13 protein-coding genes are annotated in these 12494 nt (G+C 72.6%); 6 read left to right on the plus strand and 7 right to left on the minus strand.

The features are described from left to right. Positions 1–34 precede the first annotated feature (34 nt). Entirely contained in the window at positions 35–811 is a 777-nt protein-coding gene (locus tag PV789_RS25790) for a class I SAM-dependent methyltransferase (RefSeq protein ID WP_274974948.1), read from the minus strand. A 364-nt stretch (positions 812–1175) separates the two neighbouring features. Further along, a complete protein-coding gene (locus PV789_RS25795) occupies positions 1176–2345 on the minus strand; it encodes a S8 family serine peptidase (protein WP_274974949.1) in 1170 nt (389 codons plus the stop codon). 230 nt (positions 2346–2575) lie between these two features. On the opposite strand from PV789_RS25795, the gene PV789_RS25800 reads away from it, so the two are divergent. Then, on the plus strand, positions 2576–2860 hold the full coding sequence (locus PV789_RS25800) for a DUF3263 domain-containing protein (protein ID WP_013155209.1): 285 nt from the start codon (positions 2576–2578) through the stop codon (positions 2858–2860). Between the two features lie 275 nt (positions 2861–3135). Beyond that, positions 3136–3966, plus strand: a complete 831-nt coding sequence (gene otsB, locus PV789_RS25805; RefSeq protein ID WP_274974950.1) for a trehalose-phosphatase — start codon at positions 3136–3138, stop codon at positions 3964–3966. A gap of 183 nt (positions 3967–4149) precedes the next feature. On the opposite strand, the gene PV789_RS25810 is transcribed toward otsB, so the two are convergent. Continuing rightward, complete coding sequence (locus PV789_RS25810; protein WP_274974951.1) at positions 4150–5181, minus strand: serine hydrolase domain-containing protein; 1032 nt, start codon at positions 5179–5181, stop codon at positions 4150–4152. 169 nt (positions 5182–5350) lie between these two features. Between PV789_RS25810 and argJ the strand changes: the two genes are divergently transcribed. The 3 genes from argJ to PV789_RS25825 all read left to right on the plus strand — a co-directional run bounded on the left by argJ (position 5351) and on the right by PV789_RS25825 (position 7456). After that, the gene (gene argJ, locus PV789_RS25815) at positions 5351–6511 is read left to right on the plus strand and encodes a bifunctional glutamate N-acetyltransferase/amino-acid acetyltransferase ArgJ (protein WP_274974952.1); all 1161 of its coding nucleotides are present in this window, start codon (positions 5351–5353) and stop codon (positions 6509–6511) included. A 334-nt stretch (positions 6512–6845) separates the two neighbouring features. Further along, on the plus strand, positions 6846–7151 hold the full coding sequence (locus tag PV789_RS25820; protein WP_274974953.1) for an AbrB/MazE/SpoVT family DNA-binding domain-containing protein: 306 nt from the start codon (positions 6846–6848) through the stop codon (positions 7149–7151). Between the two features lie 86 nt (positions 7152–7237). Beyond that, the gene (locus PV789_RS25825; protein WP_274974954.1) at positions 7238–7456 is read left to right on the plus strand and encodes a hypothetical protein; all 219 of its coding nucleotides are present in this window, start codon (positions 7238–7240) and stop codon (positions 7454–7456) included. Positions 7457–7765: 309 nt separating this feature from the next. Here the strand turns inward: PV789_RS25825 and PV789_RS25830 are convergent, their stop codons facing one another. Next, positions 7766–8554 carry an SDR family NAD(P)-dependent oxidoreductase gene (locus PV789_RS25830; RefSeq protein WP_274974955.1) on the minus strand — a complete coding sequence of 263 codons (789 nt, stop codon included), beginning with the start codon at positions 8552–8554 and terminating at the stop codon, positions 7766–7768. Between the two features lie 152 nt (positions 8555–8706). Continuing rightward, on the minus strand, positions 8707–10299 hold the full coding sequence (locus PV789_RS25835) for an MFS transporter (protein WP_274974956.1): 1593 nt from the start codon (positions 10297–10299) through the stop codon (positions 8707–8709). A 165-nt stretch (positions 10300–10464) separates the two neighbouring features. Between PV789_RS25835 and PV789_RS25840 the strand changes: the two genes are divergently transcribed. Beyond that, positions 10465–11112: a TetR/AcrR family transcriptional regulator gene (locus tag PV789_RS25840; protein ID WP_274974957.1), complete on the plus strand. Its 648-nt coding sequence runs from the start codon at positions 10465–10467 to the stop codon at positions 11110–11112. A gap of 49 nt (positions 11113–11161) precedes the next feature. Here the strand turns inward: PV789_RS25840 and PV789_RS25845 are convergent, their stop codons facing one another. Beyond that, positions 11162–11329 carry a hypothetical protein gene (locus tag PV789_RS25845; RefSeq protein WP_274974958.1) on the minus strand — a complete coding sequence of 56 codons (168 nt, stop codon included), beginning with the start codon at positions 11327–11329 and terminating at the stop codon, positions 11162–11164. A gap of 534 nt (positions 11330–11863) precedes the next feature. Then, positions 11864–12301 carry an ATP-binding protein gene (locus PV789_RS25850; protein ID WP_274974959.1) on the minus strand — a complete coding sequence of 146 codons (438 nt, stop codon included), beginning with the start codon at positions 12299–12301 and terminating at the stop codon, positions 11864–11866. Positions 12302–12494 lie beyond the last annotated feature (193 nt).

The following is a 12494-nucleotide window of genomic DNA, read 5'->3' on the forward strand; positions in this document are numbered from 1 at the left end:
CCCGACCGGCGGGCGGAGCCGTGCGGACCCGCGCCTAGTCGGGGAGCGACACCACCAGCACCAGCGAACCCTCCAGTTCGGGCACTCCCCTCAGGTGTCCGAACCGGCGGTCCCAGGTCCCGTCGGCCAGGTCCCGGGACAGGTGGGCGGTGAAGCGTTCGTGCACCGCCTCGTCCACGAAGCTCCACGCCGAGCAGGACAGGCGCGCGCCCACCTCCAGCAGACCCTCCGGCCGCCCGTAGTAGGCCTCGTTGAACCCGTCGGAGCAGTCCAGGGGCACGGGGACGGGCACGACGCTGGTGGAACCGCCCAGCCCCGCGGCCAGGTCGGCGATCGCCGGGTAGCGGCGGGCCTCGGTGTCCAGGACCTCGGGCGCGTACTCGTGGAGCCAGAAGTCGCGGACCAGGTCCGGGTCGCAGGTGAGCACGGCCACGGGGCCCGTGGTGACCCGCCGGGCCTCGGCCAGCCCGGCCTCCAGGTCGCGCCACTGGTGGACGCTGAACGTGGTCATGGCGGCGTCGAAGGCCCCGTCGGGGAAGGGGAGGCTCTCGGCGACGGCGTCGACCGCCGCGGGCAGGGCGTCCGGGCGTTTGGCCCGCATGCTGGCGGAGGGTTCCACCGGGGTGACCTCGCGGTCCAGGGGCTCGTAGGAACCCGCGCCCGCGCCGATGTTGAGGACCGTGCGCGCGTCGCCGAGCGCGCGGTGCACGGCGGCCGCGATCCGCGGGTCGGGACGGCGGTGGTCGGTGTAGGTGCGGGCGATGACACCGTAGTCGGCGTCGCCAGCGCTGCCGTCGGCCATGCGCGTCATGTGCTTCTCCGCCCTGTCGTGGGAGCCCCGGGGCGGGGTGCCCGGCGGTGAGGACGCTATCCGCCGGGCGGAGCCGGACGCCAGTGCTTAACGGCCCCGCCCTCGGCGCGGGGGTGTGAGCGGCCCCACACCGGCGGTGCCGTGCGCCCGCCGGTTACGGCGCGTCCGGAACCGGAGCCGGGGTGCGACAGGGGCGTCCGGAACCGGGGCGTCCGGAACCGGGGCGTCCCGGCGGGGGCGCGGGAACGGGCCGGGAGCCTCCGGGAGGGGCGCGCGAAAGCCGGGGAAGCCCCGGAACGGCAGAGCCGCCCCGTGCCCTCCCCCGAGGGGTGGACACGGACGGCTCCGGTCACTCAGTCGCGGCTCAGTTGCCGCGCGTCTTGCGGCGGCGTCCGCCCTTGCGTCGGCGGCTGGCGGGCGCGGCCTCCGCGGCGCGCTCGGCGGCGATCAGCTCGTCCTGCTCGCGGCGCTCGGCCTTCACTCCGTAGGGGTCGGTGTTGGAGCGGCGCACCCACACCACCAGGACGAGCAGGCCCAGGACCACGACGGCGCCGACGGTGACGAACCACGCCCACGCGGGCACCAGCCCCGACTGCTCGCCCTGCCCGGCCAGGTCCTCGTCGATGAGCGGGATGTCCTGGGCGACGCCGGACGCCTGCTGCTCCGCGCTGGGCAGGTGCAGCGCGGGCAGGCCGTCGGGGCCGGGCTGGGAGCCGTCCACCAGGGCGTCGCGGACCTGGTCGGGCCGCAGCTGCGGGTGCTCCGCGCGCATCAGGGCGGCGGCCCCGGCGACCATCGCCGCGGCGTAGGGGGCCCCGGTCACCTCGGTCTGGCCCGGCTCCGGTCCCGACGTGACCAGGTCGGCGCCGGGTGCGGTCAGCGCGATCATCCCGGCCCCGGGCGCGCCCTCGATGAGGGCTCCGTCCTGGTCGGTCCCCGCGACGGTGAGCACGTTGGGGTCCTCGTCCTCCCCCGCCGGGCCGACGACCAGCGCGCCGTTGTCGGAGGCCTCCTGGGTGGCCTCGGCGAGGTCGGGTCCGGCGGGCTCGGGCAGCAGGATGACCTGGGCGCCCTCCTGGGAGGCGAACCGCACGGCCTCGTCGAGCCGGTCCTGCGTGGGCAGCACGAGCATGGTGGCCTCGGGCGCCACGCCCAGGACGCCGCCGTCGGCGTCCCTGCCGTACCCGTGGGCCGCGACCAGCCCGGCCGCGGCGTTGCCCTGCTCGACGTCGCCGTCGTTCTCACCGAACCGCGTGTCCAGCTGGACGTTGTCGACCAGGTCCGGGTGCCCCTCGTCGACGGAGACGCCCGGAAGCGCGACCGTGGCGCCCTGGCCCTGGTTCTCCTCCCACAGCTGCGGCGCCCCCACGGCCTGGAGTCCCCACTGCTCGGGCCGGTAGTCGGGGATCAGGTCCGCCGCGGCCGGAGCCGAGGTCAGACCGAGGACGGCGGCGGTGGCGGCCGCGAAGACCGCGCTGGCCCCGCCACGGGCGCGGCGTGTGTGTATCCTGTTGCGGCTGTTGCCCCCGAGCACGTCAGGCTCCCTCGAACGATGCGGTCGACGTTCCACGCGGCCCTCCCCGGACCCCGGCAATTCTGTCACGAGCACAGGATTCAGGCGTGGACAAGTGGCCTGAGGGGTAGAAAACGTAACTGTATCCCTGGTGCCAGTCCTGCGGTTTCGGCTCCTCATCCGGCATGTCGAGTCGCTAGCATGAGTCGGGCCGATCCGGACAAACCAATTTCCCGTCCAGGGGGTGTCCCATGCCGAATATCGGTCCGACCGAAGACGGTCAGTCGGCCCTCGCCGAGCGCGAGCAGCGCATCCTCGCCTTCGAACGCCAGTGGTGGAAGTTCGAGGGCTCCAAGGAACAGGCGATCCGTGACGAGTTCGGGTTCTCCGCGACCCGCTACTACCAGCTGCTGAACGGGCTGGTGGAACGGCCGGAGGCCCTCGCCTTCGACCCGATGACCGTCAAGCGGCTGCGTCGGCTGCGCGCCGACCGCCGCCGTCAACGCAACGCACGCCAGCTGGGCATCCAGCTCTGACGTTTCCCGTATCCCTCTTCTCCTTTGGGTCGTTCGTACCCACCCCGCGCCCCGGTGACGACACCCGCCGTCCCGCCGGCGCCCTCCGTCCGGGCCACCCCCGCGACGGAGAGCGGCAGCGCCGTCCCACGAGGCCGACCGAACGCACGACACCGCACGGACATCCGCTGAAACAATCGTCACACACGCGGTGGAGTCCCGTCGGCGCGGGAGCGCGTCGGTAGTCTGGCGGTCCCGCCCGGCCCGCACCCGCGGCCCCACCGGAAAGGCCCTCCATGTCCCTGCCCCAACCCAGCACGGACGCCGGACGCACCGCGCTCGACGCCTTCCTCGCCGCACCCGAGCGGGCGCTGGCCGCCTTCGACTTCGACGGCACTCTCGCGCCCATCGTGGCCGACCCGCGCACGTCCGCCCCCTACCCGGGGATCGTGGACGTGCTCGCCGACCTGGCCGGGCTCCTGGGCTCGGTCGCCGTGGTCACCGGCCGCCCCGCCGAGACGGCGGTGCGGCTGGGCGGCCTGGACCGGGTGCCCGGCATCACCGTGCTGGGCCACTACGGCGCCGAGCGCTGGGAGGGCGGGCGCGTGGCCGCGGCGCCCGCGCCGCCCGGCGTGGCGGTGGTGCGCGAGGAGCTGCCCGGCCTGCTCGACGACCTGGGCGCCCCGGAGGGCACCTGGATCGAGGACAAGGGGCGCTCGCTGGCGGTGCACACCAGGCGCACCGCCGACCCGGACGGCGCGCTCGCCCTGCTCACGCCCTCCCTGAGCGAACTGGCGCGGCGGTCGGACCTCCAGGTGGAGCCGGGCCGGATGGTGGTCGAGCTCCGTCCACAGGGTGTGGACAAGGGCGCGGCGCTCACCGCGCTCGTCGCCGAGACGGGCCCGCGAGCGGTGCTCTACGCCGGTGACGACCTCGGCGACCTGCCCGCGTTCGACGCCGTGGCGGGGCTGCGGTCCCAGGGCGTCGAGGGCCTGAAGGTGTGCTCGTCCTCGGACGAGGTCACCGCCGTGGCCGAGGCCGCCGACCTGGTCGTCCCCGGCCCCGCGGGGCTGGCCGACCTCCTGGGCGGGCTCGCCGAAGCGATCCGCGGCGCCTCGGAGGCGTGACTCCTCCGGGGCGTGACGCCTTCGGGCAGGACCCCGCCGGGACGTGACGCGCGCACGCGTCGTCCGAAAACGTGGGCGGTGCGGCATGTGGGGTTTCCCTACTGACGCAGCCGCCTCCTGCCCCGGCCCCGGTCCACCGCGTGGGTGCGCTCCCAACGCCCGCGTCAGCAGTCGCCACCCGCCTCAGGACGAGGACTCGTGCGCCTGCGGCGTGAGCGCCGACCGCGCGGCCGACCGCAGGTCCACCAGCCCGGTCCGGTCGCGCCCGTAGTGCACGGCGTTGGTGAGCATGCCGACGTACCGGCCGCTCTGCGGGTGCATGAACAGGCTCGTCCCGGTGAAACCGTTGTGGTAGACCACCCCCTCCGGGGTGACCAGCCAGCCCAGGCCGCGCCACAGCCTGGCCCCCGCGTCCACGTGCGGCTGCCAGCTCGCGCGCACGTAGGAGGAGGGCACCGGCCCCTGTCCCCCGTCGTGCATCCGCAGGATCTCGCGGGTGAACGCGCCGAGGTCGATGGCGGTGCTGAACACCCCGGCGTGCCCCGCCACGCCGCCCATCAGCGCGGCCGCCTCGTCGTGCACCACCCCCCAGGTGGGGGCGGCTCCGGGGATGCGGCGTTCGGTGGGCGCCACGCCGGGCGAACGCGTCAGGGGGCCGAAGGTGGTGGAGCGCATGCCCATCTGCTCCCACAGGTCGCGGGCCAGCCGGTCCAGGCCCGTGCCGTAGAGGCGTTCCAGGAGCATGCCGAGCAGGATGAAGCCGCGGTCGACGTAGGCGTAGCCGGGTTCCTCCAACGGGTCGGCGAGGATCGCCTCCGCGAGGTCCTGGTCGGTGCCCACGTACCTCTCCAGCCAGGTCACCGGGTTGAGGCGGCCGGTGTGGGTGAGGATCTGCCGCGTGGTGACATCCGCGCCGGGCAGGTGGTCCACGTCCAGGTACTCCGACATCGGGGCGTCCAGGTCCATGATCCCCTCGGCGACCGCCTGGCCGACCAGCGGCCAGGTCGCCATGACCTTCGTCAGGCTCGCGACGTCGTAGGCCACGTCCGGGGCGGTGTCGTGCTCGCCGTCGATGCGGCCGACGGCGACGAACTCCCACATGCCGCCGGTGCCGATCACGGCGGCTCCGCCGGGCAGCCACCCGGCGTCCACCATCACCTTCAGAACGCCCCGAATCCGCGCCCCTGTCTCCGTGAGCCAGTCACCATCACGCACAACACGCCTCCCCCCGGGTGGTCTCGTCTTCCGGCGATACCCCGTTATCAGGTTGTTGTCACACGGGTTCGGGAGGTGCACAGGACGAAACCCCCGCAGGTCGCAGCCGTAATGAGGGCCGCGGCACGCGGCGGAGTAGTCTGGCGCCGGAGAAGCCCCGAGGAGGACGATGAGCAGCCAGACCCCCGTGCCCGCAGGTTTCCGCGGCGTGGCCGGAAACATCGGGATCAAGGACCCCAACGACGACTTCTTCGCGGTGGTGTCGGAGGTCCCCGCCCGCGTGTCCGCCGTGTTCACCCGGTCGCGGTTCGCCGGACCCAGCGTGCTGCTGAGCCGCCGCTCGGCGGCCGACGGTAGTGCGCGGGGGGTAGCGGTGATCGCCCGCAACGCCAACGTGGCCACGGGCAGGGTCGGTGACAGCCACGCCCGCGAACTCCAGGAGCGCGTGGCGCGGGCGGCGGGGGTGCCGCCCGAGGAGGTGCTGGTCGCCTCCACCGGGGTGATCGGCCGCCCGTACCCGATCGAGAAGGTCCGCGCCTACCTGGACGCGCTGCCCGCGGAGTTCCCCCCGGCCGACCTGGACCGCTCGGCCGCGGCGATGATGACCACCGACACCCGGCCCAAGACCGCCACGGCGACGGTGGGCGGGGCGACGCTGACGGGCATCGCCAAGGGCGTGGGCATGATCGAGCCGAACATGGCGACCATGCTGGCCTGGTTCTTCACCGACGCCGAGCTGGAGCAGCCGGTGCTGGACGAGGTGTTCCGCCGGGTGGTGGACCGCACGTTCAACGCGCTGAGCATCGACACCGACACCTCCACCAGCGACTCGGCGGCGGTGTTCGCCAACGGCCTGGCCGGGCCGGTGGACGCGGCGGAGTTCGAGGCGGCGCTGTACGAGGTGGCCCTGAAGCTGGTGCGGATGATCGCCTCCGACGGCGAGGGCGCCAGCAAGCTGATCGAGGTGCGCGTGACCGGCGCGCGCGACGACGCCCAGGCCAAGCGGGTGGCCAAGGCCGTGGTGAACTCCCCGCTGGTGAAGACCGCCGTGCACGGCGCGGACCCCAACTGGGGCCGGGTGACGATGGCGGTCGGCAAGTGCGAGGAGGAGACCGACATCCTCCCCGACAACGTGCGTATCTCCTTCGGCGACGTGGAGACCTACCCGGCGGAGGCCACGGACGAGGTGCTGGAGCGCGCCGCCCAGCACATGAAGGGCGACGAGGTGGTGATCGGCGTCGGCTTGGGCATCGCGGACGGCGCCTTCACGGTCTACGGCTGCGACCTGACCGAGGGGTACATCCGGATCAACGCCGACTACACGACCTGAGCAGCCGGTCCGGGCCCGGAGGGGTTTCGGACAGCCAGGTCGGTCGGTCACGGTCGGCGGCGCCCTGCACAGCGGAGGCGGCACGGCCGTGGAACCGGAACAGTAGAGGCAGCACGACAGAGGCGGCACCACCCTTGTCCACAGGGGGTGGTGCCGCCTCTTCGTCTTTCCGCCGAGCTGTCCGACGGCAAATCCCTGGTAGGAAAGTTGAACTGTCCGACTGTTGGAGTCATCCTGGAACCGTGACTCCGGTGCGGGAAGCCCGGGAGCACGATCGCCCTGCCCGGGGAAGGGAAGCTCCGGGGCAGGCCCACCAGCCGGAAGGACCCCACCCATGAGCGAGACGAAGGCGAGACGTCGACGTGCGGTGATGCGTCGCAAGAACCAGGTGACCCTGCCCCGCGAGATCGCCGAGGCCCTGCACATCCGTGAGGGCGACGAGGTCGAGTTCGCCATCGCGGAGAACGGTCAGGTCACGCTCAGGGGCATGACCTCGGTGCCCGCCGACCAGACGTGGTTCTGGGACCGCGACTGGCAGCAGGGTGAGCGCGAGGCCAGCGAGCAGATCGCCGCGGGCCTGACCGAGGAGTTCGAGGACGCGGAGTCGATGTTCGACGCTCTGGAAGACGAGGAGCGCTGAGGACACTGGCCACGTTCGCCACCACCCCCCGGTTCCGGGCCGACTTCAGGAAACTGACGCGGCGACAGGCGGAGCGTTTCCGGAAGGTGGTCACCACCGAGTTCGCACCCGACGTGCAGAAGGGGGAATTCCGACCGGGCCTGCGGGTCAAGGGCGTGCAGGGAGCCCCCGGGGTCTACGAGATGACCTGGGCACCCGACGGGCGCGCCACATGGGAGTACGGCGACGAGCGCTTCCCCGGCGAGCCGCACGTGGTCTGGCGCCGGGTGGGCACACACGCCGTCTTCAACCCCGGTCCGCCCTGACATCGGAGGCCGACGACACAGGCATCCTTGTCATCCCTGAATCCCACGGCGGTGTAGGAACGGAACCGCAGGCGGAGGCGGCACCACCCTTGTCCACAGGGGGTGGTGCCGCCTCGTCTTTCGCGGTTTCCTGGATACAGGGGGCCCACGGCCTCCGGCAGCATGGGCGCGCCCGCGCACCCGTGCGGCATCGGCGTTCCCGCGATCCGGTCTGACGTCTCCACAAGCCCACCCCGGCGTGCCCGGGGTTCGGGACGACACCGGCACGGCCGCGATCCGGACCGGGTCCGCCCACGCCCGCGCCGCGGGTCAGTGCACGCTGAGCCCGCCGTCGACGGCCAGCATCTGCCCGGTGACGAAGGCGGAGGCGTCCGAGGCGAGGAAGACCGCCAGTCCCGCGAAGTCGCGGGGAAGGCCGTTGCGTCCGACCATGGTGCGTGCCGCGAGTTGCTCCTCCCGACCGGGCACCGCGACGGTGGGCAGCGTCATCGGCGTGACCACGAATCCGGGGATGACGGTGTTGGCGGTGACGCCGTGGGGCGACCACGCCTCGGCCTGAGAACGTGAGAGCCCGCCGACGGCGGCCTTGCTGACGCCGTACACCCCCGAGTTGCCGAACGCGCTCCACGTCTGCTGGGAACCGATGTTGAGGATCCGGCCCCAGCCCCGCTCGGCCATCCGCGGCCCGCACGCCTGGCCCAGCAGGTACGGCGCGGCGAGGTTGACCGCCAGCGTCTCGGTCCAGACCTCCTCCGTCGTCTCCCCGAGCGGAGGCCGGTGGTTGACCCCTGCCGCGTTCACCAGGATGTCCGCCCCCGTCACCGGCTCGCTCGCGCAGAACTCCCCGAGCGCGTCGCGGTCGGCCAGGTCGATCGGGGTGGTGCCGACCTCGATCCCCTGGGCGGCGAATTCCTCCGCCGTCTGGGCCAGGCGTCCGGCGTCGCGGGCCACCAGGTGCACGCTCGCCCCGGCGCGTCCGAGGGCCTCGGCGACACCACGGCCGATGCCCGAGTTCCCTCCCGTCACGAGGGCACGGCGGCCGGTGAGTCCGAACAGCTCGTCCAGGTAGGCCCGGTGCTGGCCGGTGCGGTCGGTCAAGAGACGCCCCCTGTCGGGTCGCATGGATAGCGGTGCGGCGGAGACCGCCGCACCGCAGAGTCTGCCGCCCGGGAACGCGCAGGTCGAAGGCGGCGCCGCGGACCTGGTCCGGCCCGGCGCCCCGGCAGGCCGGGACCGGACCTCGCCCCCGGCTAGATGTGGACGGCCGGGCCGTCGGTCATCCGGCCCGAGCGCATGAACAGCGAGAGCACCGCGGCGACCAGCATCACCGCCGCCGCGATGGTGAAGGCGAGTTGCAGACCCTCCATGAAGGCCAGGTTGCTGGCCCCGGTCACGGCCGCCACGACCTCCGGGGTCGCCCCCTCGGGCAGCACCGCGCCGCCCTGGGCCACGACGCTCTGCATGCCCGCCAGCTCCCCGGCGGCGGGTTCGGCCAGCCCCGCGGCGGCGAAGTGGCCGGGCAGGGTGGCGACGATGGTCGCGGACATGACCGCGCCCAGGACCGCCGTGCCCAGCGAGCCGCCCAGCTGCATGGCGGCCTGCTGCACCGCCGAGGCGACACCGGCGTAGCGCACGGGGGCGTTGCCGATGATCGCCGCCGTGGCGCCGGTCATGATCAGGCTCAGGCCCATGCCGAGCAGGACGAACGCGGCCGAGATGTAGAGCACGCCCGTGTCGACCTTCAACAGCGACAGCATGAACATGCCCGCCGACGCCAGCAGCAGGCCCGCCGTCGTGGGCGGCCGGGCGCCGACCCGGTCCAGGATCCGGCCCGCGATCGGCGAGGTGACCGCCATCAGCGCGGTCATGGAGATGAGCTGGAGGCCGGTCTGGGCGGGGCTCATGCCCCGCACGCCCTGGAGGTAGAAGGTGATGAAGAACAGCGACCCCATCAGGCTCAGCGCCATCGCGACCGTCAGGACGGCGCCGATGGAGACCGAGGGGTTGGCGAACAGGCCGAGCGGGAGCAGGGGCTGCTTCGCGCGGCGCTCCCACGCCAGGAAGGCCGCGGTGAAGACCGCCGTGACGGCGAGCGAGCCCAGGGTGACGGGGTGGCCCCAGCCCACACTGGGCGCCTCCACCAGCGCCCACACCAGGGCGAAGATGGCGATGCTCAGCAACACGATGCCGGGCACGTCCATCCGGCTTCCGGCGTCGGTCGGCTTGTTGGCGGCCAGCAGCCACAGGCCGAGTCCGAGGGCGACCGCGCCCACCGGGACGTTGATGTAGAAGACGGCCTCCCAGCCGAGGGAGCCGACCAGGACGCCGCCCAGGATGGGACCGCCCGCCGTGGCGGCGCCGATGAGGCTGCCGAAGACGCCGAAGGCCCGGCCGAGCTTGCTGGGCGGGAAGCTGGCGCGCAGCAGGCCCATCGCCGAGGGCAGGAGCAGCGCCCCGAAAATCCCTTGCAGCACCCGGAAGGCGACGAGCATGATGACACCGGCCGACAGCGCGATCGCCACCGAGCTGAGCACGAAGCCGACCGCGCCCACGAGGTAGGTGTTGCGGTAGCCGAAGCGGTCGCCGATCTTGCCCGCCGTGATCAGGAAGACCGCCAGGCCGAGCAGATAGCCGTGGGTCACCCACTGGAGTTCGGCCAGCGAGGCGCCCAGGCTCGTGCCGATCGCGGGGTTGGCGACGGCCACGATGGTGCCGTCCAGCGCCACCATCATCACGCCGAAGGCGATGGCGACCAGGGTCGCCCAGGGGCTCTGCGTCCAGCGCGGCTTGCGCTCCGTCTGCTCCGTCTCCGGAGCGGCCTTCGGGACGGTCTGTGCGGTCATGGTTCCCCCTGCGTGCCGGTGCCGTCGTCCGCACGATTATGTCTGTCGCTGACTCTTTGCAGCAAGTGTGTTTTGTCAGTCGCTGACGTAATCTGTTTCACACGGTATCCTCGGTCGACAGAGCCGGAATCAGCGGCCAGAGCCGACACGCGGGAGGGCACGTCCATGAGCACGACGAGCGCCGAACCGGGGGAGCAGCTCGGGCTGCGCGAGCGCAAGAAGGCCCGGATGCGCGAGTCCCTCATGGAGTCGGCGCTGCGCCTGTTCCACGAGAACGGTTACCAGGGGACGACGACAGAGGAGATCGCCTCCTGTGTCGGGGTCTCCCAGCGCACGTTCTTCCGCTACTTCGGCTCCAAGGAGGACGTGGTCCTGGAGGCGGTCGAGGACCTCGACGAGCAGCTGTTCGCCGCCCTGCTGGCCCGTCCCGCCGAGGAGTCGCCGTTCGCCGCGCTGCGCAACGCGATGCTCGACCACTGGGCCTACCTCGAACGCGAGATGCTCCACCTCCGGGGCAGCGCCATGGGACTGGTGTCCGAGAGCCCCGAGCTGATCGAGGTCAACATGCGCTACTGCCACCGCAGGCAGGAGCGGTTGGCCCGGGCGCTGGGCGAGCGCACCGGCGTCGATCCGGTCACCGACCCGCGCCCGGGGGTTCTGGCCTCGGTTTTCCTGTCCGTGCTCAACAGCGGCCACCAGGCGTGGTGCGTGTCCGGCTCCAGCGATGTGGAGGAGTTGGTCCAGGCGTTCCTCGACCGGTTCGACCTGGTGCCCGAGGTGGTCGGCGGCCATTGGGAGAGCCCCCGGGGCTGAGCGGATACGCAGCCTCGCGGGCTCTCCCCCTCGGTTCACCTGAGGAACCTCAGTCGGACAGGGCGCACCAGACGCGCACCAGGTCCCGGAGTTCGTCGAACTCACCCGGAGGGGAACTGGCCGTGCGGCAGGCCGCTGCCGTGGCGGGAGCTGTGGGCGTGGCGGAAGACGGTGCGGCCAGCAGGTCGCCGACCGGAACCCGTGGCAGCGGAGGCATGTAGGGACGGACCAGTGAGCCCGCCGTGCGGTCGGAGTTCAGGGTGGGGCGCCGCTTTTCGGGTGCGGGCCGCGACTCGGGAACAGGTCGCTGGCGTGGTGCGAACGCGGTCCTCGGTGCGGAAGCAGGTCGCGGCACGGACGCGGACCTCGGCGCGAAGGCAGGCCGCGATGCGGATGTGGGCCGCGATTCAGGGGCGGGTCGCTGGCGTGGCGCGGGGGCGGGCGGAAGCTCGGGGCGCGGCGGCATGCCCTCGATGGCCCTGGTCTGGCGACGGGTGCCGAGCAGGTGTCCCAGCGTCCACGCGAGCGCGGCGGCGCACAACATCCACATCTGTTCGGCCCATGAGCGGTGACGCCTGCGGTGCCTGCCGATAGGGTCTTTCACGGTCTCCTCCTGGTTGTGTCAGGTGGTGATCACGCCCCGGCCCGGTGCTCGTAACACCGGTTCGGGGCACCTTGCTTTCTGTTGCGTTCGCGCGGATGTCATCGGCCCCGGCAGGGCTGCGCTTCCCGCTCCGGCGGCAGTGTTCCCTCAGGCCGCGACGGCGTCGTCGGGTTCGGGGACGGGTGCGTAGGGGTCGACGTGTGACCAGACCGTCAGGGGCATGCCGGGCTCTCCGGTCCAGCCCCGCTCCACGGACAGGCGGTCCACAAGGTGCAGGCCGCGTCCGCCGACGCTAAGGTCGTCGCTGCGCGGTGACAGACGGGGAAGGCACGCGGGCTGACCGGGGCGCGGCCCGTCGTCGGTGACCGCCAGGTGGATGACGTGGTCCGGCAGGTGCCGCATCTGGATCTTCACCCGCCCGCCGGGGGCACCGGAGGAGGTGTGCATCCAGGCGTTGGTAACCAGTTCGCTGACCACGAGAACCAGGGAGAAGGTCCGGTGGACCTGAACCCGCGCGCCCCGCTGGCACCAGCTACGGATCTGCGCCGCCTGGTTCACCTCCGACCCGAAGAACGCCGTGCGCACCCCGGTACCGCCCCTCCCCCGACGCGGCAGCCCGCTCCTGCCGCCCTCTGCTGCCCGCCTCGGTCGCGGTACACCAAAGCTGTTCATCCTGCTCCTCCAAGCGCCAGAAGTGAACCGAGTTACGCGCAGGCGGCTTCGACACGCGCCAGCTCAGCACCGAAGCCGCGACCTGATCGGCTGAACCTTCACCAGG

It is taken from the genome of Nocardiopsis camelliae (assembly GCF_028993595.1).
Lineage (GTDB): Bacteria > Actinomycetota > Actinomycetes > Streptosporangiales > Streptosporangiaceae > Nocardiopsis > Nocardiopsis dassonvillei.

Excerpts from the sequence above, each read along its gene's own strand:
- PV789_RS25790 (WP_274974948.1), bottom strand. The coding sequence starts at position 811 with ATGACGCGCATGGCCGACGGCAGCGCTGGCGACGCCGACTACGGTGTC.
- PV789_RS25800 (WP_013155209.1), top strand. The coding sequence starts at position 2,576 with ATGCCGAATATCGGTCCGACCGAAGACGGTCAGTCGGCCCTCGCCGAG.
- otsB (WP_274974950.1), top strand. The coding sequence starts at position 3,136 with ATGTCCCTGCCCCAACCCAGCACGGACGCCGGACGCACCGCGCTCGAC.
- argJ (WP_274974952.1), top strand. The coding sequence starts at position 5,351 with ATGAGCAGCCAGACCCCCGTGCCCGCAGGTTTCCGCGGCGTGGCCGGA.
- PV789_RS25820 (WP_274974953.1), top strand. The coding sequence starts at position 6,846 with ATGAGCGAGACGAAGGCGAGACGTCGACGTGCGGTGATGCGTCGCAAG.
- PV789_RS25835 (WP_274974956.1), bottom strand. The coding sequence starts at position 10,299 with ATGACCGCACAGACCGTCCCGAAGGCCGCTCCGGAGACGGAGCAGACG.
- PV789_RS25840 (WP_274974957.1), top strand. The coding sequence starts at position 10,465 with ATGAGCACGACGAGCGCCGAACCGGGGGAGCAGCTCGGGCTGCGCGAG.
- PV789_RS25845 (WP_274974958.1), bottom strand. The coding sequence starts at position 11,329 with ATGCCTCCGCTGCCACGGGTTCCGGTCGGCGACCTGCTGGCCGCACCG.